Annotated in this window: 23 protein-coding genes; 16 read left to right on the top strand and 7 right to left on the bottom strand. The window is 58.5% G+C overall.

Going from position 1 to position 19,981, the window contains the following annotated elements; genetic code table 11:
• The first annotated feature begins 186 nt into the window (after positions 1-186).
• Genes V5B59_RS09680 through V5B59_RS09700 form a run of 5 tightly spaced genes read left to right on the top strand, consistent with a single transcriptional unit; the run spans position 187 to position 4,892 of the window.
• Positions 187-1,101 carry an ABC transporter permease subunit gene (locus V5B59_RS09680; protein ID WP_169070541.1) on the top strand — a complete coding sequence of 305 codons (915 nt, stop codon included), beginning with the start codon at positions 187-189 and terminating at the stop codon, positions 1,099-1,101.
• The gene (gene livM / locus V5B59_RS09685) at positions 1,101-2,402 is read left to right on the top strand and encodes a high-affinity branched-chain amino acid ABC transporter permease LivM (RefSeq protein ID WP_169070540.1); all 1,302 of its coding nucleotides are present in this window, start codon (positions 1,101-1,103) and stop codon (positions 2,400-2,402) included. Before V5B59_RS09680 ends, livM begins: the two co-directional genes overlap by 1 nt.
• A complete protein-coding gene (locus V5B59_RS09690) occupies positions 2,399-3,262 on the top strand; it encodes an ABC transporter ATP-binding protein (protein WP_169070539.1) in 864 nt (287 codons plus the stop codon). The genes livM and V5B59_RS09690 overlap by 4 nt, the downstream gene beginning before the upstream one ends.
• Positions 3,262-3,987, top strand: a complete 726-nt coding sequence (locus V5B59_RS09695) for an ABC transporter ATP-binding protein (protein ID WP_169070555.1) — start codon at positions 3,262-3,264, stop codon at positions 3,985-3,987. The genes V5B59_RS09690 and V5B59_RS09695 overlap by 1 nt, the downstream gene beginning before the upstream one ends.
• A gap of 5 nt (positions 3,988-3,992) precedes the next feature.
• On the top strand, positions 3,993-4,892 hold the full coding sequence (locus V5B59_RS09700) for a DMT family transporter (protein ID WP_169070538.1): 900 nt from the start codon (positions 3,993-3,995) through the stop codon (positions 4,890-4,892).
• Positions 4,893-5,104: 212 nt separating this feature from the next.
• Here V5B59_RS09700 and V5B59_RS09705 read toward each other — a convergent pair whose 3' ends face one another.
• Positions 5,105-6,124: an integron integrase gene (locus V5B59_RS09705; protein WP_332351833.1), complete on the bottom strand. Its 1,020-nt coding sequence runs from the start codon at positions 6,122-6,124 to the stop codon at positions 5,105-5,107.
• Positions 6,125-6,331: 207 nt separating this feature from the next.
• Between V5B59_RS09705 and V5B59_RS09710 the strand changes: the two genes are divergently transcribed.
• The 7 genes from V5B59_RS09710 (at position 6,332) to V5B59_RS09740 (ending at position 10,672) form a co-directional block, all read left to right on the top strand.
• Positions 6,332-7,357 (top strand): hypothetical protein, encoded by a 1,026-nt coding sequence (locus V5B59_RS09710; RefSeq protein WP_332351834.1) that lies wholly within the window; start codon positions 6,332-6,334, stop codon positions 7,355-7,357.
• A 16-nt stretch (positions 7,358-7,373) separates the two neighbouring features.
• Entirely contained in the window at positions 7,374-7,751 is a 378-nt protein-coding gene (locus V5B59_RS09715) for a hypothetical protein (protein WP_332351835.1), read from the top strand.
• Positions 7,752-7,916: 165 nt separating this feature from the next.
• Positions 7,917-8,552 (top strand): glycoside hydrolase family 19 protein, encoded by a 636-nt coding sequence (locus V5B59_RS09720; RefSeq protein ID WP_332351836.1) that lies wholly within the window; start codon positions 7,917-7,919, stop codon positions 8,550-8,552.
• A 113-nt stretch (positions 8,553-8,665) separates the two neighbouring features.
• Positions 8,666-9,412 carry a DUF2628 domain-containing protein gene (locus V5B59_RS09725; RefSeq protein ID WP_332351837.1) on the top strand — a complete coding sequence of 249 codons (747 nt, stop codon included), beginning with the start codon at positions 8,666-8,668 and terminating at the stop codon, positions 9,410-9,412.
• Positions 9,409-9,891: a type II toxin-antitoxin system VapC family toxin gene (locus V5B59_RS09730; protein WP_332351838.1), complete on the top strand. Its 483-nt coding sequence runs from the start codon at positions 9,409-9,411 to the stop codon at positions 9,889-9,891. The genes V5B59_RS09725 and V5B59_RS09730 overlap by 4 nt, the downstream gene beginning before the upstream one ends.
• The gene (locus V5B59_RS09735; RefSeq protein WP_169070181.1) at positions 9,884-10,090 is read left to right on the top strand and encodes a hypothetical protein; all 207 of its coding nucleotides are present in this window, start codon (positions 9,884-9,886) and stop codon (positions 10,088-10,090) included. Before V5B59_RS09730 ends, V5B59_RS09735 begins: the two co-directional genes overlap by 8 nt.
• Positions 10,091-10,111: 21 nt before the next feature.
• Positions 10,112-10,672 (top strand): hypothetical protein, encoded by a 561-nt coding sequence (locus V5B59_RS09740; protein ID WP_332351839.1) that lies wholly within the window; start codon positions 10,112-10,114, stop codon positions 10,670-10,672.
• Between the two features lie 398 nt (positions 10,673-11,070).
• Here V5B59_RS09740 and V5B59_RS09745 read toward each other — a convergent pair whose 3' ends face one another.
• The gene (locus V5B59_RS09745; protein WP_332351840.1) at positions 11,071-11,271 is read right to left on the bottom strand and encodes a hypothetical protein; all 201 of its coding nucleotides are present in this window, start codon (positions 11,269-11,271) and stop codon (positions 11,071-11,073) included.
• A gap of 258 nt (positions 11,272-11,529) precedes the next feature.
• Here V5B59_RS09745 and V5B59_RS09750 point away from each other — a divergent pair, with 258 nt between their 5' ends.
• Together V5B59_RS09750 and V5B59_RS09755 are read left to right on the top strand one after the other, a co-directional pair.
• Entirely contained in the window at positions 11,530-12,216 is a 687-nt protein-coding gene (locus V5B59_RS09750; protein ID WP_332351841.1) for a PEP-CTERM sorting domain-containing protein, read from the top strand.
• 91 nt (positions 12,217-12,307) lie between these two features.
• Positions 12,308-12,943 carry a hypothetical protein gene (locus V5B59_RS09755; protein WP_332351842.1) on the top strand — a complete coding sequence of 212 codons (636 nt, stop codon included), beginning with the start codon at positions 12,308-12,310 and terminating at the stop codon, positions 12,941-12,943.
• A gap of 398 nt (positions 12,944-13,341) precedes the next feature.
• Here V5B59_RS09755 and V5B59_RS09760 read toward each other — a convergent pair whose 3' ends face one another.
• From V5B59_RS09760 to V5B59_RS09775, 4 genes are all read right to left on the bottom strand, one after another.
• On the bottom strand, positions 13,342-13,542 hold the full coding sequence (locus V5B59_RS09760) for a hypothetical protein (protein ID WP_034916119.1): 201 nt from the start codon (positions 13,540-13,542) through the stop codon (positions 13,342-13,344).
• Positions 13,539-14,333, bottom strand: coding sequence for an ExeA family protein (locus V5B59_RS09765; protein ID WP_034916122.1), 795 nt, complete (start codon positions 14,331-14,333; stop codon positions 13,539-13,541). Before V5B59_RS09765 ends, V5B59_RS09760 begins: the two co-directional genes overlap by 4 nt.
• 2 nt (positions 14,334-14,335) lie before the next feature.
• Positions 14,336-15,658, bottom strand: a complete 1,323-nt coding sequence (locus V5B59_RS09770) for a helix-turn-helix domain-containing protein (protein WP_332351843.1) — start codon at positions 15,656-15,658, stop codon at positions 14,336-14,338.
• Between the two features lie 128 nt (positions 15,659-15,786).
• Positions 15,787-16,320, bottom strand: a complete 534-nt coding sequence (locus V5B59_RS09775; RefSeq protein ID WP_034916126.1) for a DUF6431 domain-containing protein — start codon at positions 16,318-16,320, stop codon at positions 15,787-15,789.
• 218 nt (positions 16,321-16,538) lie between these two features.
• Here V5B59_RS09775 and V5B59_RS09780 point away from each other — a divergent pair, with 218 nt between their 5' ends.
• Positions 16,539-17,018, top strand: a complete 480-nt coding sequence (locus V5B59_RS09780) for a GIY-YIG nuclease family protein (protein ID WP_332351844.1) — start codon at positions 16,539-16,541, stop codon at positions 17,016-17,018.
• A gap of 85 nt (positions 17,019-17,103) precedes the next feature.
• Positions 17,104-18,108, top strand: coding sequence for a PIN domain-containing protein (locus V5B59_RS09785; RefSeq protein ID WP_332351845.1), 1,005 nt, complete (start codon positions 17,104-17,106; stop codon positions 18,106-18,108).
• 145 nt (positions 18,109-18,253) lie between these two features.
• Here the strand turns inward: V5B59_RS09785 and ltrA are convergent, their stop codons facing one another.
• On the bottom strand, positions 18,254-19,591 hold the full coding sequence (ltrA, locus tag V5B59_RS09790) for a group II intron reverse transcriptase/maturase (RefSeq protein ID WP_332351545.1): 1,338 nt from the start codon (positions 19,589-19,591) through the stop codon (positions 18,254-18,256).
• Positions 19,592-19,981: the final 390 nt, after the last annotated feature.

Here is a 19,981-nt window from a genome sequence, read left to right on the forward strand (position 1 = left end):
CAGCTACTCTTGTTGCCACTCCGAATTCCACATTCGCTTCATGCGCGCTACAGCTGCCTCGACTGAGACCATTCATCTCAATCGAGAGGATGCACTTGGTACGGCTCGTAGAAGCTTCAAAGAGTTACCGATAGCCCAGTAAAGCCGTGACCTGCGGTCACATCGCACGCAACAAGGAGGAGGACCATGGCTCTCGCACTTCAACAACTAATCAACGGACTGACCCTGGGGGCCGTCTATGGCCTGATCGCCATCGGCTACACGATGGTCTACGGCATCATCGGGATGATCAATTTCGCGCATGGCGACATCTACATGGTCAGCGCCTTCATCGCCGTGACCGTGTTCACGATGCTGGCCGGCTTCGGGATCAGTTCAATCCCGCTCTCGCTGCTGCTGGTGCTGCTGGTCGCCGTGCTGTTCACCTCGGTCTATGGCTGGACGGTCGAACGCATCGCCTACCGGCCGCTGCGCGGTTCGACGCGACTGGCGCCGCTGATCTCGGCGATCGGCATGTCGATCTTCCTGCAGAACATGGTGCAACTGACGCAAGGGGCACGTGTCAAGCCGATCGCGCCGGTTCTCGTCGGTGGCATCGATCTGCTGACGGTCGACGGCTTCACCGTCCGCCTCGCCTACTCGCAGATCCTGATCGTTTTCGTCACCGTCGCGCTGATGGCCGGCTTCACCTACCTGATCACCCAGACTTCCTTCGGCCGCCAGCAACGCTCGTGCGAGCAGGACCGGACGATGACCGCGCTGCTCGGGATCAACGTCGACCGCACGATCTCGCTGACCTTCATGCTCGGCGCAGCGCTCGCCGCCGTCGCCGGAGTGATGGTCACGGTCTATTACGGCGTCGTCGATTTCTTCATCGGTTTCGTCGCCGGCATCAAGGCCTTTACCGCCGCCGTCCTCGGCGGTATCGGCTCGCTGCCGGGAGCGATGCTCGGCGGCCTCCTGATCGGCCTCATCGAAGCATTCTGGGCCGCTTACCTGTCGGCCGAGTACAAGGACGTGGCCACCTTCAGCATCCTCATCCTGGTGCTGATGTTCCGCCCTTCCGGCCTGCTCGGCCGTCCTGAAGTGGAGAAAGTCTGATGTCCGCGCTCGTTCTCGCCCATCCCGGCGTCACCCCGGCCGAGCGCCTCAAGGACGCCGCGGCGCTGGCCCTGATCGCCCTGCTGCTCGGCATCCCGATGATCGGCCTGAGCACCGTCGACCAGGGCGGCGCGCTGCGCATCACCACCCGCTGGCCGGCGCTATTTTCATTCGTCGCCGTTTGCTTCGCCGGCCGCCTGTTGCTGCGCTATACCCTCGACCACCTGCGGGCACGCCGGCAGGCACGCGAACAGGCAGCGGAAGCGGTCAGCGCGCGCAGCCTGGCGAGCAGCCCACTGCTGACCTGGGTCGGCTGGATCGCACTCGGCGTCTCGCTGGTGCTGCCGATCGTTTTTTCCGAGAACCGCTACGTCGTCGATACCGCGACCACGGTGCTGATCTACGTGATGCTCGGCTGGGGCCTGAACGTCGTCGTCGGTCTGGCCGGCCTGCTCGATCTCGGCTATGTCGCTTTCTACGCGGTCGGCGCCTACACCTACGGCCTCTTGTCCACGCAATTCGGCTGGGGATTCTGGCAGGCGCTGCCGGTCGCCGGCGCCATGGCGGCGAGCTTCGGGATCCTTCTCGGCTGGCCGACGCTGCGCCTGCGCGGCGATTACCTGGCAATCGTGACGCTCGGCTTCGGCGAGATCATCCGCGTCATCCTGGTCAACTGGACCGAGCTTTCGGGCGGCCCGAACGGCATCCCCTCGATCCCGCGCCCCTCGTTCTTCGGCCTGCCTTTCAAACCGCCTGGCGACGATCCGACCTTCGCCTCGTTCTTCGGTCTCGAATATGCCCCCAACCACCGCATCATCTTCCTCTATTACCTGATTCTCGCGCTGGCGCTGCTCACCAACGGCTTCGTCTCAAGAATGCGCCGGCTACCGATCGGCCGCGCCTGGGAAGCGATGCGCGAAGACGAGATCGCCTGCAAGGCGATGGGCATCAACGCGCGCAACGTCAAGCTCTCGGCCTTTGCCATCGGGGCCATGCTCGGCGGTTTCGCCGGCGTCTTTTTCGCGGCCCGGCAGGGATTCATCTCGCCCGAATCCTTCACCTTCAACGAGTCGGCGATCATCCTGGCGATCGTCGTTCTCGGCGGCATGGGCAGCCAGCTCGGTGTCGTCCTCGCCTCCCTGGTGCTGGTGCTGCTGCCCGAACTCGGGCGCGACTTTGCCGAATACCGGATGCTGCTCTTCGGCGCGGCGATGATCCTGATCATGGTCTGGAAACCCGGCGGCATCCTCTCGCACCGCGAACCGACGCTGCGCTACCTCGCCGACGGCGGCCGCCGATGAGCGCCGCCCCGCTCCTGAGCGTCGAGCGCCTGAGCATGCGCTTCGGCGGCCTGCTGGCCATCGACGACCTGTCGCTCGACGTCGCCGCCCGCCAGATCACCGGCGTCATCGGACCGAACGGCGCCGGCAAGACCACCTTCTTCAACTGCCTGACCGGTTTCTACAAGCCGAGCCAAGGCAGCGTCCGCCTCAACCACCCGCAACGCGGCGTGATGCGCCTCGAACAGCTCGCCAGCCACCAGGTCGCGCGCACAGCCAAGGTGGTGCGCACCTTCCAGAACATCCGCCTGTTCCCGAAGATGACCGTCCTCGAAAACCTCATCGTCGCGCAGCACAACGCCCTGCAGCACGCCTCGCGTTTCTCGCTGGCCGGCCTCTTCGGCTTGCCCGGCTATCGCCGCGCGGAAGCGGCAGCGATGGACAAGGCGGTCGGCTGGCTCAAACACCTCCATCTGATCGACCAGGCAGACACCGCCGCCGGCGACCTGCCCTACGGCATGCAGCGGCGCATCGAGATCGCCCGCGCACTCTGTGTTGACCCGCTCCTGCTCTGCCTCGACGAACCGGCGGCCGGCCTCAACCCGCGCGAATCGGCCGAACTCAACGAACTCCTCAAACACCTGGCGCGCGACGAAGGCATCGCCATCCTGCTGATCGAGCACGACATGAGCGTGGTGATGAATGTCTCGGACCACATCTGCGTCCTCAACTACGGCCGCAAGATCGCCGAAGGCCCGCCGCTGCAGATCCAGCGCGATCCGAACGTGATCAAGGCCTATCTCGGCGAGGAAGATGCCGACGAACTGCAGGCCGACGAGTCGCATGCCAAGGAAGCCCTGCCTCCGGAGGCCCGGCGATGATGCTGCAACTGTCGGGCGTGCATGCCCACTACGGACACATCCATGCGCTGCACGGCGTCGACATCGACGTGCAGGTCGGCGAAGTGGTCACCCTGATCGGGGCCAACGGCGCCGGCAAGTCGACGCTGATGATGGCGATTTTCGGCCAGCCGCGCGCATCGGGCGGACGCATCGTCTTCGACGGCGAAGACATCACCAGTCTGCCGACGCATGAAATCGCCCGCCGCGGCATCGCGCTGGTTCCCGAAGGCCGGCGCATCTTCTCACGCATGACGGTGATGGAGAACCTGCAGATGGGCGCCGTGCTCGGCGAGGAGATGAACTTCGCGGTCGACTTGAAACGCATGTACACGCTCTTCCCGATTCTCGAGGAGCGCTGCCAGCAGCGCGCCGGCACGCTCTCGGGTGGCGAACAGCAGATGCTGTCGATCGCGCGTGCGCTGATGAGCCGGCCGCAACTCCTGCTGCTCGACGAACCCTCGCTCGGCCTGGCACCGCTGTACATCAAGAAAATCTTCCAGATCGTCCGCGAACTCAACCGCGAGCACGGCATGACCCTCCTGCTCGTCGAACAGAACGCGCACCACGCCTTACGCGTCGCGCACCGCGGCTACGTGCTGCAACATGGTCAGATCATCCTGTCGGGTAGCGGCCGGGAGCTGCTGGCCAACCCGGAGGTACACGCCGCCTATCTCGAAGGCGGTCACGCCGCGACGGCGACCTGAGCCTCATGGACAGCGGCAAGGCGCCGCCGCGCTGGCTCCCTTTTCTGATCCTCGGCGTCGGCCTGCTGGCGATCTCCTTCGGCGCCATTCTGGCGCGCTTTGCCCAGGGCTACGGCTTGCCGTCCCTGACCATCGCCACGCTGCGCCTCGGCCTCGCGGCGCTGATCATCACCCCGATCGCCCTCTGGCAGTCGAGCCGGACACTGCGTACGCTGAGCCGCGGGCAGATCCTGCTGACCTGCGGCGCGGGCTTCTTCCTGGCGCTGCATTTCGCCACCTGGATCACCTCGCTCGAATACACCTCGGTGGCCAGCAGTACCGCGCTGGTGACGACCAATCTGTTGTGGGTCGGCATCGCTTCGTTCCTGCTTTTTGGCGACCGCCCGAGCCGCCTGATGCTCGTCGGCATCGTGATTTCCCTGTCCGGCAGCGGACTGATCTTCTGGAGCGACAGCCGGGCAAGCGCCCCCGGCAGCAATCCACTGCTCGGCAACCTCCTCGCCATTGTGGGAAGCTGGTGCTTCTCGGCGTATCTCCTGATCGGTCGCCGCCTGCGCGCCAGCCTGCCGCTGCCGGCGTATGTCTGGCTCGCCTACGGCAGTGCCGCGATTCTGCTGGTTCTTGCCTGTCAGAGCAGCGGCACGCCCTTGACCGGATACAGCGACGCCGCTTATCTGGTGGCCCTGGGCATGGCGCTCGGCCCGCAGTTGCTCGGCCACACTTCGTACAACTGGTCGCTCAAACATGTTTCGCCGACCTTCATTGCGGTGGTGACGCTCGGGGAGCCGGTGGGAAGTGCGATGCTGGCGTGGGTCTTTTTCGGGGAAGCATTCGCGCTATGGCAGGGAGTCGGGTTTGTGATGCTGCTGCTCGGGATTTATCTGGCGGCGCGGGGGGAAAGGTAGCAAGCGAAGTCAGAGCCTCTGGAAACACGGCACGACGGTGTACCGTCCCAAACGGGTTCCCTTGATCATTGGATGCGCATTGGCGGTATGGGCAAATCTCTGCAGCCGAAGAAAAAAACGTGCGCGCTCCCTCGCTGCTCAACGCAGCGACCTGAGCATGTCGGAACCTGACCGGCCAAACTGCTCTCTGCCGGCTGCCTACGTACGCCAGTCTATACCAGGGCGTCGAACGGGCTCCGAACACCTCGCCCGCCGCGCCTGAGCACATGCGTGTAAATCATCGTCGTGCTCACATCCGCATGGCCCAGGAGTTCCTGCACGGTGCGAATGTCGTAGCCGCTTTCGAGCAGGGAAGTGGCAAACGAGTGGCGAAGCGTGTGTGGGGTCGCTGGCTTGCTGATTCCGGCATGGCGCAGCGCATCGCGCATCGCACGCTGGATGCTCTGCGCTCCCACGTGGTGTCGGCGCACTGCCCCCGAGCGCGGATCGACCGATCGTTTGGCGGCGACAAACACATACTGCCAGGCCCATTCACGCGCGGCGTTCGGGTATTTTCGTTCGAGCGCCCATGGCAAATACACTTCGCCAAAACCGTCAGCGAGGTCCGCTTCGTGCAGCGTCTTTACCCGCGCCAGATGCTCGCTGAGTGGAACAAGCAGCTTTTCGGGCAGCATCGTCACCCGATCCTTGAACCCCTTTCCCTCCCGCACCAGGATCTCCCCGCGAGCGAAGTCCACGTCCTTCACCCGCAACCGCAGGCACTCCATGATGCGCATCCCGGTACCGTAGAGCAGTCGGAGGATCAGACCCACGGTTCCTTCGATCGGCGCCAGCAGACGCTGAACTTCTGCCGGGGTCAGAACGACCGGCAGACGTTTCGTAGCCTTCGCCGACTCGACCTCATCCAGCCACGGCAGCTCAGTCTCCAACACTTCCTTGTAAAGGAACAATAGAGCGCTTTTCGCCTGGTTCTGGGTGGATGCAGAAACACGCCCCGCGACGGCAAGGTGAGTCAGAAACGCCTCCACCTCGTTTGCTCCCATTTCCCGCGGATGACGTTTGCCGTGGAAGAGAATGAAACGTCGCACCCAATCGCTATAAGCCTGCTCGGTCCGTATGCTATAGTGCTTGACACGGATGCGGTCGCTGAGCTGTTCCAGCAGCCGCCTGGGGGGGCGAGAAGCGCCGCCGGCATTGACGCAATTGCCCGAACTTTTAGTGAACGTGTCCATTGGGCACCTCCTTGTTTCGGTTGGAAATTTGCCGATAACTGTTCATGAGTACAGTATAATGACGCAAAGTAAATCGTGAAGTAGGATGTCCACTTCACGTTGGCGCGCGAGAACAAATGGGTCATTAATTAGTGTGAAGGTAGATTCCCTTATGACACTTTGTGCAGAACAGACCGATAACCGATAACCGACAACAGGAGAGGATAAATGAAAACAAAAAAGCTGTTGTATGTCGCTATTGTTTCCACATTACTTAGCACAGGATGCTCTACGGTGCATATAGCACCCGACGTTGCCAAATTCTCCACTGCTATGGAGTCCACGACGGGACAGGTAATCAAGCGATATGAAGGCGATGCGATCGAAGAAAAATACCGCGCCGAGCTAAACGAGGCCATGGTCGCCAACAATGTGACACTCATGCCAGTTGGGTGCATCGAACCTCTTCGATTCGATCAACGCATCGATTCGGAGAAACTCGATGACTTCTCCAAACATTGTGCGCTGAAGCAGGCGCGACGTGACAGAAGCGAGCCGAATCCGCCCATCAGACCACCCTCGGATGGCCCGGGTGCCCAAGGGTACAACGCGCGCCGGTTATCACTTGCGTTGCAGCGTTATTCCAAGTCTTTACTCGCCTTGGCGCAAGCAGACACCCCGTCCAAATTGGGCAGCAGTTTCACGAATGCGAGCACGGCCGTATTTGGCTTGATCGACGAAGCCAACAAATTTCAAGGTTCTCCCCCTCCGTCGGATCGCACCACAGCAATCCGTAGCGCCAATACCGACCTTATCGGTAGCCTGCTGACGGAAGTTTTCGAGGCGCGCCGCTACGCGATGCTGTCGTCCATCGTAAAAGATGCTGACAATTCGGTGGAGATCGCCGCGGTCGCCCTCGCCAGTTGGGCAGAAGAGACAGAACTCGCCGATCTGCAAGCACGCTACGATAGCCTGAAAAATGCTTTGGGCAATGCGGCTCGAGCCGAAGGGGCCGGCAACTCATCGCTTGCTAAAGCGGAACTCACCCGCGCACGGAGCGCCTACGATGCGGTTGTTGAAGGAGAAGGCAAAGCGACCTGGAAAATGTTCTTTGATATCGCGAGAACCCACAGAGCCATTCTTGACAGTTTTGACAATCCAGGAGATCCCAAACAACTGGCTGAAGCGAATGGGCGAATCAACAGTCTTGCCGAGAAAGTCGAAAACGCAAAGGCAGCCAAGAAGAAAAGCTAACTAGGAGGATAGGACAATGACGAACAATCAATCTATCGTTAAGCGGAAACTAGAGATTACACGGCAGTCCCAAGAGCGGTTCGACGCCTACGCTCGCGAGTTGAGCACGCAGATTTTCAATGCTCAGATCATGGGTGACACCGCAAGAGAGACCATGCTTGAAGCAACGCTAAAGAAAGCTAAAAAGGACATGGAGGACATGCGCCAAGCGTTGAAGAAGGCGCTATTGAGAGACGATTTAGTCGATGAACTAGAGTCTGGCCTCAAGGACAAGGCCGACGCAGCTGACAAGCTCCTAAAAGACATGGAACAACTGGGCGCGACACTAGATCGCATCGCAGAAGGCGCCCGTGTCTTGACTGGAGCTCTGAGACTCGTGAAAAGCCTGATCTGACGCCAACTCCTGCCGAAGGTCGGAAGCCCACAGCGGCGAGGATCATTAATAGCGCCAACAAAAGCCTACAACCGACCGCAAAAAGTGCCGCTCGCTACGCTCGCCGCACTTTTTGCGGCGGCTGAGGCTGGCGTTAGACCAATCATCATCAAAAAGGAGAATCGTATGTCCCTGATTACAGTAAGTCAGCTCCACACTGCGTTCCCGCGTTGCAAGAGTCCTGATGTTTGGGCGGCAGCGCTCATTCCAGCCCTTGAGAAATACAATATTAATAGCAAAGCACGTATCGCATCATTCCTTGGGCAAATTGCTCACGAATCTGGTCAGTTTAATACCTTGCAAGAGAATCTGTCTTATACGGCTGCAAGGTTAATGCAAGTATGGCCAAAACGATTTCCTACACTTGAGTTTGCTCAACAGTTCGAACGGAATCCCCAGAAGCTTGGTAGCTACGTCTACGCGAATCGAATTGGAAATGGGCCAGCTTCTTCTGGAGATGGATACAAATATAGAGGTCGCGGACTTATTCAGCTTACCGGGCGATCGAATTACGCCTCGGCATCCGCAGTTCTTGGTGTGGATCTGTTGACTATGCCCGATCGGTTATTGGAGGCTCCACTTGCCTCCATGTCCGCAGCTTGGTTTTGGGCGTCTCATGGCCTTAACGAGCTAGCAGATGACGAAACGGATGATAACGATTTGGAAGACTTTACAACAATTACAAAAATAATAAACGGTGGTACAGCAGGCATAAAGGAGCGATTCCAGCTATTCAAGGCGGCTGAATCTGCAATTGCGTAATGGTCTAACGTGCGCCTCCAGCGGACCCCGCGCCAAAGGCGCGCGGGTCCGCTGAGGCTTGGCGTTAGGTTCTCGAAGGGGACGCGATATGCAAGAGTTGTATGAGGCAATCCTTGGCGAAAAAAAATCGTATTTACTATCTCACCAAGTTTGAGCAGTTTGACCAGCAGCCTCTGGGATTAATAGCAAGCTGGAACTGGCCTGCATTTTTTTGCGGCGGGGTTTGGGCCATCTACCGCAAGATGTATGGTTGGTTCTTTGCGTTCTGGGGCATCGCCACGGTCTCCAGCGTTTTGGAGAAAGCAGGTTCACCGGGAATCGGTGCGCTAGTATTTTTTGGGCCGTGGATTGCTTTCACCGTCTACGCCAACTCCCTTTATCACGGCAGAGTGAAGAAAAAAATAGCGATGGCGCAGTTATCGATCAAGGACACTCCAAAACTCCTTGAGTACTTGAAATACAAGGGCGGCGTTCATACTTGGGTCATTTGGGTTTTTGGGTTGCTTCCCATTATCGGCATACTTGCAGCAATCATCATACCCATGCTGCAACCAGTCCCGACGCCACATTCCAGTTCATCCAAAAACCCAATTACAAGGCAGTCGCAGAGCGCGTCAAGTCCGAGCTACGAGTCTGAGGGCTGGACGCAGGAGAGCACTGGAAGCACCGAAGTAGGCCCATGGCTGGATTACTCCCCGCCAGGTACGCGTTTCTGTCGATATGCCGATCGGACAATCTATCGCGTCTACCCGCCCGGGGTTAAGCCCGATGCGGAGAAAGCCAATCCATTTTGTGTTGGCGATAGCACTCTGCGTTTTAGGGGACAGACCACGGTTTCCGAAAAAGGACCAACTTCATGAAGCGCAAAGTCTACGTTGAGACCTCCGTCATTAGCTACCTGACCGCACGCCCCAGCAAGACCATTATTGGCGCTGCCCATCAGCAAATAACGCTGGCTTGGTGGGAGCTATGCTCGGACTATGAACTTTTTGTTTCTCAATCTGTTTGGCAAGAGTGCGCCGCTGGCGATCCGGTGGCTGCGGAGAAAAGGCTTGCGGCACTTGAGGGGATACCCGTCCTCGCGGTAACGCAAGACATGATTCGCTTGGCCGGATCGCTTATCGAGCAAGCCATCATTCCTGCCAGGGCGATCGAGGATGCGCTCCATATTGTTGTTTCGACACTGCATCACGTTGATTTCCTTCTGACCTGGAATTGCCGTCACATTGCCAATCCAGTGATTCAGGAAAAGATCGCCGTGTATCTTGAACAGTTCGAATTGTTCCTCCCGATCATATGCACCCCCGAGGAACTTCTTGGAGGAAGTGACGATGACTGACGAAATCATGATGGAAGTCCATGGCATCAAGGATGCGATTGGCGCCAAGTATGGCAATAATCTGGACGCACTGTTCAAAGAGATACAACGTGGCGAGGCCAGACTGAAGGCGGCCGGCGTCCAGATTGTGCCTCCCCCCGCCAATCCAACAAATTTGCCCAACACTGCATTGCAGCGGACTCGCTTCGCTCACCGCTGAATTTGGACGTTAGATTTCGCCATGGACCATCGCGTACTCTTTCTCAGAACGCTGCAAGACATTGAGGAGCGATCGAAATCGCTCGACCCCTATGTCATTCTTGGAGTATCCGCGCTCGTCCGAAAATTATTCTTGGAGAAGCACTCCCTTGTCGATTCGGTCAACCAACACTATCGCCAAAAACTCAAGTTCCGAGTGGGCGCTGGGCTCGCCCCAGACGCGAATAGTTTTCCTCCGGGTTCCTTTTGGTCACAGCAAGACAGCCTTGACCCCGAAACTTCGCCCCCCGGCATTCCGACGCTGGAGCTTGGTCGCAAAGAGTTCTTTCAGCATGTAGTGGTCGTAACGTCTGGCCACGCTCACACGCTGAAGGAAGTAATTCGTTATGTAGCTCACGTGTCGGGAGGCGTCCACTTAGGTACGCCAGAAAATATCAAAGAGCAAGCGCTGCATAGCATCGACCAACTCTTTCTCGTTGGCGGCCACTCAATGGCTATACGGCAATTGCTGGCTGTTTCGCGCGTCATCGTAAAGACTCTCGAACCGCTGAAACTGGCGGTCGCGAGTGACCTCAAAATCTAACATGGCGCTCAACCTCGCTCCCTTCGGTCGCTGGACGCTGCGCGATAAAGCCGCGCAGCGCCGGTTAGCTTTACGTTGGGCGGCAGAGGAGCGGTAAGGTGGACATTGAGCCGTTGCTAGATCAGCTCCGAGCCGTTTCGAACGATGCGCTTCTCGCTGCGCTGCGCGACCACAAGCTCGTCATTGCAACTGACAAGTTTGCAACTGCATTTCAGTGCGTGGCAGCCTGCCATGAGTTGTCGATGATGGAGGGGCGTTCGGGTGGTCCTCCGGGAGTTCCAGATCTTGCACTCCGTGGGGGTCGGTTGCGCGCTGGAGTCGTCTTCATGGTCTTTACGACACTTTGCTACATGAGGAGTGAGCACCTTGAGCGCGGGCTGGATGCAGTCCCTCTAGATTCAGCTCTTCGGCCATTTCGCGACATCTACCGAGCGGGCTGCTTGAAGCTTGGTGAAGACACGCTGGTCCAGCATATCCGGAACTCCATGGCACATGGCAGCTTTCAACTCGGGAAAGCCTATGAGATCCAGTTCGTAGACAGGTCTTGGCGGGAGACGTTGCCCGTTCCCCAGCTCCTTGAGCTTTGCGAGCACGTACATCGGCTTTATCACGAGGCCTTCAGCAAGCCCGTTCCGCGCCCCCCTCATTGGTCAAAGTATGGTCGCCACTAGCTGCCGCCCAACAACCGGTTCCAGCGGACGGTCCGCTGCGCGGACCGCCGCTGAACCGGAGCGTTATGCGTCAAGGGATGCTCCGGAACACTGGGTAGGCATTCGCGGCAGCCGAGCACCGTCCGCTGTTCGCCGCTGATTGGGCAACGGCCGAGTGAACTGAATCATGATCAGGGAGGACACATTGTGAATTTCGTTCAGACTGCGAAGCTTGGCGCCTTCGGTGCAGTATTGTTTCTGTCGTATGGTCTATGTTTTGTTCAAGCCGCACCTATTGTGCTCGATTTTGAAGATTTATCTCCGAGCACCCTTGATGTCATCCCCGATGGATATCAGGGTTTCGAGTGGAGAGGGGTTGGCGAAATAGTCAACCTGAGCATGGCATTCTATGCGCCCACACTGCGTGGTGAATGTTCAACAACTGGTGGCATATTTGCTGGAGGTTACTGCAATGGCACTACGTCGGGCAAGTACGTGGCATTTCGAGGGACAGGCACTGGCGCTGCCACAATTAGGAGAGACCGAGCCTTCAATTTCGAAAGTGCTTTCATTACGTCACCCTGGAACGACGGGGAAGACTTGGTTGTTCGAGGGTTTCGAGACGGGATTGAACTGTATCGTGATCTTTTCGTTATAGACACGGTATCGCCAACCAGGATTGAGTTGAACTATCTGAACATTGACACCTTGACTTTCCAAGGAACTGGGGGCGTGAATGCTGGCTATGGCTCTAGTGGAGAAGGCATAGTAATCGACGACTTTGCATACAGTGATTACTCTGTTCCTGAGCCCAACACCGTGCCGCTCCTCGCCGTCTCACTTGCCGGTCTCTGGCTGGTTCGCCGCCGCAGGATTGTGCAAATTGGCGCATAAGCGCGCGCTGAATCGGACGCTCAACCAGCGACGCTGCGCTTGCCGGTTTCGCGGCGGTTTGCGCTGTCGTTATGCCTCTTGAGTTGCGCCAATGACCGCTCTCGTCTTCGCCCTCCAACCCGAGCAAGTTTGTATCGCCATGGACACCCTCGTAATCGGCGCCGATGACAGAATGCCCATGTCTTTTCAACGCAAGTTCTTGTCTGTTCCAGCGTCCGATTTGGTTGTCGCCGGCACAGGCCACGCAGGTTTCATCAACGGATGGTTTCAGCATCTTCAGGCCAATCTCCATGGAGCGACGATTGACGACCTGAACGAAGAAGCCCCGAGCATCTTTCGTGCATCTGTCAGTGCCGAAGGCGGTTTGGGTGGCCTTACTGCCACCATATATCACTTTGGCTACTCAGTCCGGGAACATCGGTATGCTGGTTATGCATATCGCTCAGAACATGGCTTTCGTTCCGACAGACTTCAGTATGCCCTTGGGTACAAGCCCGTTGTCTCAGTCACGCCAAACGACGACATTCGCTTCCCCGACTTTCTCATTGACATCATATTGGAGCAGCAGCGCCAAGATCGCCTTCTTCCAATAACCGAAAGAGTGGGCATAGGCGGCGAAATTGAATTTCTAGTTATGTCGGATCGCTCAATCCATGTTGAAACCGTACACCGTTTTTCGTCGTATGAAGCCGAGTCAATTCACATTGAACAACGCGCAGAGGCATAACCCTGCGGTCCACCGGACGCTGCGCGATAGAGCCGCGCAGCGCCGGTGACCTCCACGTTGGACGGCACGGTATTCGTATGGATAGGTCAGAGATCCTCGAAGCTATCAACCGTCTGGCCAAGGAAAACGGTGGCAAGGGACCAGGGAGTGCTTTGGTCCAGAATCGCACCGGAATCCGAAAGGCGGATTGGTACCCCCACCTCTGGCTTCGATGGGGTGACGCACTATTGGAGGCTGGTTACGCACCCAACCAATTCCAAACAGCTTTCAGCGACGAGTGTTACGTCGCGCGGTGATTCAGACTGTGTGGCCCAAGGTGTTCGAGGCTGAGACAGAGGCAAAGTCCCACGCTGGAGGGGGAGGAAGGTATACCTGGGGCAGCGTGGGACGGAGGGAGACTACGGAAGGTTGTAGGGAGGCGTCTTCCAGGGGGTTTCGGGGTCGTAGAGATTCATCTGCCGGTGGTGGTGACGGCGTAACTGCACGAGATAACGGGTCTCGCAAGCGGCGGCGAGCTGGTGAAGAAAATCGCTGAGAGCCGAGGCCGTTTCGTCGGAGAGGCCATCGGGGAAGAGGGAGTCGAAACGGCGGCGCTTCATCGCAATTCCTCGATGGCCAATTGCAGGAGATCGTCAGGCAGATGATTGAGTCCACGCGGCACCGCCAGGCGCATGGCGGTGCGCAGAATGCGCCCGGCGTGACGCGGCAGGCCCTTGCTGGCTTGCCGCAGGATCTCGAGACCCGAATCGGCGAGCAGCGTATGGGAGCACCCGGCGCTCTTGAGCGCGTGGGCGATCAGTTGCGCAAAGCGTTCGCGCTCGATGACCGGGCGCATCTGAACGCGCGCCTGAATGCGCCCGGCGAGCGCTGCATAGGGCGCCCGTTCGAGCGTCTGCGCCAGCGCCGGATGGCCGACGAGCCAGACGGTGATCAGATCGCGCGAATCGAAGGCGAAGTTGAGGAAAGCCGGGAAATCGCGAAAGAACTCGGGCGGCAGGTTCTGCGCCTCGTCGAGAATCCACAGCGGCAGGAGTTGCTTGCCGTCGGCCAACTGATGGATCTGCGCCTTGATGTCGCGCCACAGTTGCGCCCGGCGATAGCTGGGTGGCAGGCCCAGTGACAGGGCCAGACAGCGATAGATATCGAGGCGGCCGAAGTCGGTCTCGGCATGGTAGATGACCTGATAGCGATGCGGATTGAGCTTCGCGGTCAGGAGCCGCAACGCGGCGGTCTTGCCGACGCCGGCTTCGCCGGTCAGCAGGCCGACGCCTGGCGAGTGCAGGAGCCACTGGAAGCGTTCGGCGAGTTGCGCCAGCGCACCGTCATCCCAAAGATCGGTGGCTTCCTTGCCCAGCGGCGGATGGCGCAAACCAAAGTGTTGCAGGTCCATCTTTAATCTCCTTTCGCGTCGTAATACTGCTGATGGACCAGTTCGATCAGGTTCGCGCCGGACCTCTCGATCTTGCCGGCGTCCACCGGCCCGGGTTTGCGTCGCTGGCGATGGAGATTGGCCAGCGCATCGAGCGGCGTGGCCAAGCCGATCGACTCGCCCTGCTCGTCCTCGACACCGACCACGATTTCAGTATGCGGATCGACGACCAGGCAGACGGTCTTGCCGGACAGTTCGAAGGGCACCTCGAAGCGCTTGCCCTGATACGACACCGTGCCGTCCTTGCGGACGCGGCGGCTGACGCGATGGTGGAACAAGGCATCGAGCTTGGCGGCCAGCAGTCCGAGCGGGCGAATCTTCGACAAATCCTGCTGATAACGGGCCAATGGCGTGATCCCGTCCAGACCCTCATGCGGGCGGCGGTGATAGACCTGTTCCAGCCATGCCCACAGGCGCGCGTTGACGTCCTCAAGACCGGTGATGTGACGCTCGTCGAGTTCGGATAGAAACTCGCCGCGGCAGGTCCGGTGCCAGCGCTCCAACTTCCCCTTGCCTTCGGGCGCATAGGGCCGGCAATAAATCAACTGAATACCCAGGCGGGCGCAGATCCCTTGCAAGGTGTGGGCGCGGTAGGCGGCGCCGTTATCGACGACCAGTTTGAGGGGAATGCCACGTTTCAGGATCGCCTGCTTGAGCACGCCCTCGATGTCCAGTGCCGTTTCCCCGGGGCAGAAGGCGCTGTGGGCGAGCAAACGTGAGGCGTCATCGAACAGCGAGACGAGATACGCTTTGGCAAGCTTCCCGCCGATGGGGACCTGTGGGCCGTGCATCACGTCGCTGTACCAGATCGCGCCGGCCGAAGCGGCGACGAAACTGCGCCTCTCCTCGGGCAGGCTGGCCGAGCCGGTCATGCGGGAAAGACCGTGTTGCTGGAGCAGACGGTGGATCGTCGATCGCGACAGACTCCCGCGAGCGACGGTTCCAGCGGTTTCGAGCAACTGCCGGATCTGGCGAATCGAGCGCCGGGGATTATCCCGCTTGGCTGCCAGAATCGCGGCCTGGATGGCCTCGGAAAGCTTCGATTGCCCGCGGTCGGCGCGCGCCTTCGGCATCAGGCCATCAAGGCCTTGGGCTCGGTAGGTGTAGTACCACCCTTGAATCGTCTTCTCGCCCAGATGGCGCCGACGGGTGCCGGGAATGGCGTACTCCCGTTCGGCCAGCTCACGGATGATCTGCTGCAGTTCTCCTCGCTCCAGCCGCTCTCGGCTGACCAGCGGACCCAGGACGGACAGGCGAAACAAGGCTTTCGGGTCGATCGGTTTCATGCGGACTCCTTTGGGTGAATGGGAGTCGTGATGAGAACAGAACGGCCACGTTATGACCACGGCAAACTGTGTGGGGGCCCCGCCCGGGCGGGGCCCCCACTGTCCGCCACTCGTTCGGGGTCAGGTCATCAAGGGACGCTCAGCTCGTGATCAAGGATGGCCATGGCCCGCGCCAGACCCAGGCTTGCGAACACTTGGCGCCAGAGAGCGTCGAATCCTGCCGCCCGTCCGAGTTCGGCAAAGCGGGCGCGCAGATGAAACTCGAAGAGATCACTGCGCGCCTTCAACCACTGCCACCAGCGATCGACGGTGCGCTCGTCAGGTCCGCCGTAGTCCGCGCGATGGCCTGCCGAGCATCCTTTCAATCGTGGTTTCAGGGCCTCTTGCTGCACCGACCAGTCATACCAGCGCCGCGGTGCGATGCACTCCGGTAGGCGCGAACACGTGCGCTGGCATCCGCTGCAAAGGTAGCGGCAGATCGGCACCGGATTGAGCGACCGCTGCTCCAGTTGCCGACCGGCCTTGCGCTCATAGTGCCCGTGCCGCCAAAGGAGCTTGATGCCGCAGTGGGGGCAGCACCGCGGCCGGTAGTGCTCGGGGTTGGCCTTGACTGCCTCGATATGCTGCTCAAGACTGGTGATGCCGATTACAATTCGTCGCATGGGCTGGGCTCCTTTCTATCCGGGTGGTCTCGATAACTTCCCACGATAGCAGAGGTGTCCCAGCCCTTCCTCTTCCCCCTTCGTCCCGACCTCTTTCAGGCAGTGCTTCTTTCTTCTTCCCGACCGTGCGCGGGATATTTCGAGCCCTTAGACCTCAGCCAGGGGAGGACGTAACAGACGAGCGGCTGATCAAAAGCTACATTGATCTAACCAGGGAGTTGAAGCACCTTCCGCTTTCGGGCGAGCTTCGGCGCAAAGCGAGTGCCGATAAGGCTTTCCCAAATCACAGCGCGTTTGCCCGCTTCGGCGGAAAAGAGAACTTGCTAGACGCGGTTTCTCGTTACTGCGAGGCTCACGCCGGCCATGAAGATATTGTGGCGCTGTTGGGACATCGCGGTTCTGGAACTACCAGCCCTATCGATCGGGAAAAAACGGTGGAAACGGGTTTCGTTTACCTGATGAAATCCGGCCGGCATCATAAGATCGGCCATACCGTTTCGGTCGGAAGCCGAGAACGACAGCTAGCAATCAAAATCCCTATTGCTCCAACAACCATTCACACAATCGAAACAGACGACCCGTCCGGTGTCGAGGCGTATTGGCATCGTCGTTTTGCAGAAAAGCGAGGTCAAGGTGAGTGGTTCGATTTATCGCCCGATGACATAAAGGCATTCAAGCGGTGGAAACGAATCGTTTAGCACCGTCCAACCCGGCGTTCAAAGCGACCTGCGCGAAAAGCCGCGCAGGCGCCTCAACTCCACGTTAGCATTCTCAAGCCACCATATGATTGTCATCCTCGATTCAAACATTTGGCTCGCCGAGCTAGGACTAAATTCATCGCTAGGGGCTGTCACCCGCTTCTACCTTCGGCAACAGAGCGCACGTATCGCCCTTCCTGAAGTTGTCAGACTAGAAGTGCAACACAACTTTCGGAACCGTCTAAAGGAGTTCGTTTCCGAGATTGCCAAGAACCATCGACAGTTGCTTGCCATTTTTGGATCACTAACAGAGGTTGTGTTGCCGGATGATTCTCAAATAGATGAAAAGGTCGGGCAGATATTTTCCGATCTCGGCGTCAGCCTAATCGAGGTCCCGTTTTCTATTGAGAGCGCACAGAGCTCCTTCCTCAAAACGGTTAACAAGGTTCCCCCGAGTGACAAGACTCAGGAATTCAAAGACGGTGTTCTTTGGGCCGACTGCTGCCGCCTGCTTGAGGAAGACGACGTTAGCTTAGTTACTAATGACAAGGCATTCTTTGCGAACAGAGACTTCACCAAGGGGCTAGCTGCAAACCTTGCTGATGAAGTTTCTAGCAAGCCAAAGGCGTTCAAGATATTTGCGTCGCTCTCGGAATTGATCGCCGAGTTAAAGACCGAGTTAGGTATTGATAAGAAAGTTCTACTTGATGCCCTTTTTACCAACAAAGGGACGAGCATTGAGGGGCTGCTAACGCGCACGAACTACCGACTCGGTGAGACTTACCAAGTCGAGTATTCAGCCTACGTTACCGAGAATCCAAATCTGCTGTACCTGGAGTTCACAGTTGAAATCGTCGCCCACGATGCTACAGCGGAGGGCCGCCCGGATGGATCTCTAGTATTGCGGGGTGATGCCAACCTCAATACAGAATCTGCTACCTACGAAAGTATCCGCGTTTGGGAAGAGGAGCTTTCATACAACGAGCAAGACGGCGGGCATCGAACGTCAAACAAAACGCTTTACGCAGTCGGAAACATAGTGCTTGGACACAAGGAGGTTTCCCATAGTGTCAGACACAAGCTCGCGTGAGTATAAGAATGCTAACCCATCATTCCACCGGACCTGCGCGAGAAGCCGCGGGCAAAGCTTGGGTAGAGTAGAGGACAGGCTTTCGCCTGCCCTCCCTCATCAAACCGTGCATGCGATTTTCCCGCACACGGCTTTCCGATGCTCTTCACGCCACGGCATGCGCCGAGTTCCAGCCCGCCTTCGTAGGAACTTTGTATAGCCCGTAGCGCCCGTAGAGATGAGCACTTGGAAACCGGCGGAAACCAGTTCCTCGGTCCTTCACCTGATGACGCTTCATCAAATGGGTTCGCAACCGGTCTTCCGCGTGGTATCTGACTTTGCTCATCGCCAGACTTGAGTTTCGATAGTGGAAGTAGTTTGCCCAGCCTCGCAGGCTGCGGTTGACGTTTCCCACGATATCTCTCAAGGGGATGGGGGTCAGTTTCCGGCCCGTGAGTTCCGTCAGCCTCGCCTTGATTTTCTTCAGCGATTTGTCTGCTGGCCGGACATTCGGGTACGGTTTTCCAGTCTTGGCCCCTCGACTCATCTGAATCGTGAAACCCAGGAAGTTGAAGCTTGCTTGGGTGGCGTCCACGATGTGGGTCTTCGTCTCGTTGAGGCTGAGGTCCAGACGGTCCAGGACATGACGCACCACTTTCAGCGGTTCCTCTACCTCTTTTCGGCACAGGATGACAAAGTCGTCCGCGTAACGCACGAGATGTGCGGATAGCTTGCCCTTCAGGTGCTGCCGTTGCCATATTCGGTCGAGAATATGCAGGTAGCAGTTGGCCAAGAGCGGGGAGATCACGCCGCCCTGCGGCGTGCCTTTGCGATTGGCTTTTCCACCACCTACGGTCTTCTTCACTCCGTTGTCGTCTTCGCCGATGACCGGGGCTTTGAGCCATTGCTTGATGAGGTGCAGAATCCCCCCATCGACAACACGCTCGGCCACCACGGCCAGTAGCTTGGCATGCGGAATGCTATCGAAGTACTTTGATAGATCGGCGTCTATGACTTGAGTGTAGCCGGCCCATAACGTGTGGGCGATGTCATCCACGGCATCGTGGGCCGACCTCCTGGGCCGGAATCCGTACGAGTGCTCACAGAAGTCGGCTTCAAAGATCGGTTCGATGATGAGTTTCACCGCCATTTGTGCGACCCGATCGCGGAGCGTCGGTATCCCAAGCGGGCGCTGACTGCCATCCGCTTTGGGAATCATGACGCGCCTTACCGGCTGGGCGCGGTAGGTCTTGTCTTTCAGATCACGGGCCAGGTCCCGCAGAAACGTCTCTACCCCGATTCCGCTCTCGATGGCCTCGAAGCTGATCCCATCCATACCGGGACTGCCTCGGTTCGACCGGACAAGCCGCCAGGCATGACTGAGGATGTCTTCCCGGTAGAGCTTGTCGTAAAGCGCGTAAAAGCGATAGGCTGGTTCTTGCTTGGCCTTGGCATACAGCTTCCTCTGTAGCGTCCTGATCGTGTCCGGGGTGGTTAGCGACATGGCAATCCCTCGATCCTCCGCTCTTCGGTTGCACGAACAAAGTAGGGTCCCTTCCCTCGTCCGGGGTTATGTTGTCCCACGAACTCAGACGGTACTATGAACCCCTCCGACTCCCGCCTGCAGCCGCTGCGCTTTCGTTGCCTTATACGCAGCAGTCGGTGGTCTCCCCACCTCCGCAGACGGGCCTCCAGCACTGGGCAGTAAGTCTTCAAGAACATGCCATCCCTGCTACCCCGGGAGTCGATTGACGCCACTTCCGTTATTCCAGCGCCCATCCAACGGCCTTCCCCTTCTGACCACAGGGTCGGCTCCTCCACATAATTTACGAGGCTACTCATAGGTTCACTTGCGTTACGGCCTGCTCTCTTGCTGTTGGAAACTCACGACCCC

It is taken from the genome of Candidatus Accumulibacter contiguus (genome assembly GCF_036625285.1).
In the GTDB taxonomy this organism is placed as follows: domain Bacteria; phylum Pseudomonadota; class Gammaproteobacteria; order Burkholderiales; family Rhodocyclaceae; genus Accumulibacter; species Accumulibacter contiguus.

What these genes read in the sequence shown, in the direction of transcription:
- V5B59_RS09720 (WP_332351836.1), top strand. Translation starts at nt 7,917, where the DNA reads ATGTCCCTGATTACAGTAAGTCAGCTCCACACTGCGTTCCCGCGTTGC.
- V5B59_RS09735 (WP_169070181.1), top strand. Translation starts at nt 9,884, where the DNA reads ATGACTGACGAAATCATGATGGAAGTCCATGGCATCAAGGATGCGATT.
- V5B59_RS09775 (WP_034916126.1), bottom strand. Translation starts at nt 16,320, where the DNA reads ATGCGACGAATTGTAATCGGCATCACCAGTCTTGAGCAGCATATCGAG.
- V5B59_RS09730 (WP_332351838.1), top strand. Translation starts at nt 9,409, where the DNA reads ATGAAGCGCAAAGTCTACGTTGAGACCTCCGTCATTAGCTACCTGACC.
- V5B59_RS09690 (WP_169070539.1), top strand. Translation starts at nt 2,399, where the DNA reads ATGAGCGCCGCCCCGCTCCTGAGCGTCGAGCGCCTGAGCATGCGCTTC.
- livM (WP_169070540.1), top strand. Translation starts at nt 1,101, where the DNA reads ATGTCCGCGCTCGTTCTCGCCCATCCCGGCGTCACCCCGGCCGAGCGC.
- ltrA (WP_332351545.1), bottom strand. Translation starts at nt 19,591, where the DNA reads ATGTCGCTAACCACCCCGGACACGATCAGGACGCTACAGAGGAAGCTG.
- V5B59_RS09710 (WP_332351834.1), top strand. Translation starts at nt 6,332, where the DNA reads ATGAAAACAAAAAAGCTGTTGTATGTCGCTATTGTTTCCACATTACTT.
- V5B59_RS09740 (WP_332351839.1), top strand. Translation starts at nt 10,112, where the DNA reads ATGGACCATCGCGTACTCTTTCTCAGAACGCTGCAAGACATTGAGGAG.
- V5B59_RS09760 (WP_034916119.1), bottom strand. Translation starts at nt 13,542, where the DNA reads ATGAAGCGCCGCCGTTTCGACTCCCTCTTCCCCGATGGCCTCTCCGAC.
- V5B59_RS09765 (WP_034916122.1), bottom strand. Translation starts at nt 14,333, where the DNA reads ATGGACCTGCAACACTTTGGTTTGCGCCATCCGCCGCTGGGCAAGGAA.
- V5B59_RS09700 (WP_169070538.1), top strand. Translation starts at nt 3,993, where the DNA reads ATGGACAGCGGCAAGGCGCCGCCGCGCTGGCTCCCTTTTCTGATCCTC.
- V5B59_RS09705 (WP_332351833.1), bottom strand. Translation starts at nt 6,124, where the DNA reads ATGGACACGTTCACTAAAAGTTCGGGCAATTGCGTCAATGCCGGCGGC.
- V5B59_RS09680 (WP_169070541.1), top strand. Translation starts at nt 187, where the DNA reads ATGGCTCTCGCACTTCAACAACTAATCAACGGACTGACCCTGGGGGCC.
- V5B59_RS09785 (WP_332351845.1), top strand. Translation starts at nt 17,104, where the DNA reads ATGATTGTCATCCTCGATTCAAACATTTGGCTCGCCGAGCTAGGACTA.
- V5B59_RS09745 (WP_332351840.1), bottom strand. Translation starts at nt 11,271, where the DNA reads ATGTACGTGCTCGCAAAGCTCAAGGAGCTGGGGAACGGGCAACGTCTC.
- V5B59_RS09755 (WP_332351842.1), top strand. Translation starts at nt 12,308, where the DNA reads ATGACCGCTCTCGTCTTCGCCCTCCAACCCGAGCAAGTTTGTATCGCC.
- V5B59_RS09695 (WP_169070555.1), top strand. Translation starts at nt 3,262, where the DNA reads ATGCTGCAACTGTCGGGCGTGCATGCCCACTACGGACACATCCATGCG.
- V5B59_RS09715 (WP_332351835.1), top strand. Translation starts at nt 7,374, where the DNA reads ATGACGAACAATCAATCTATCGTTAAGCGGAAACTAGAGATTACACGG.
- V5B59_RS09770 (WP_332351843.1), bottom strand. Translation starts at nt 15,658, where the DNA reads ATGAAACCGATCGACCCGAAAGCCTTGTTTCGCCTGTCCGTCCTGGGT.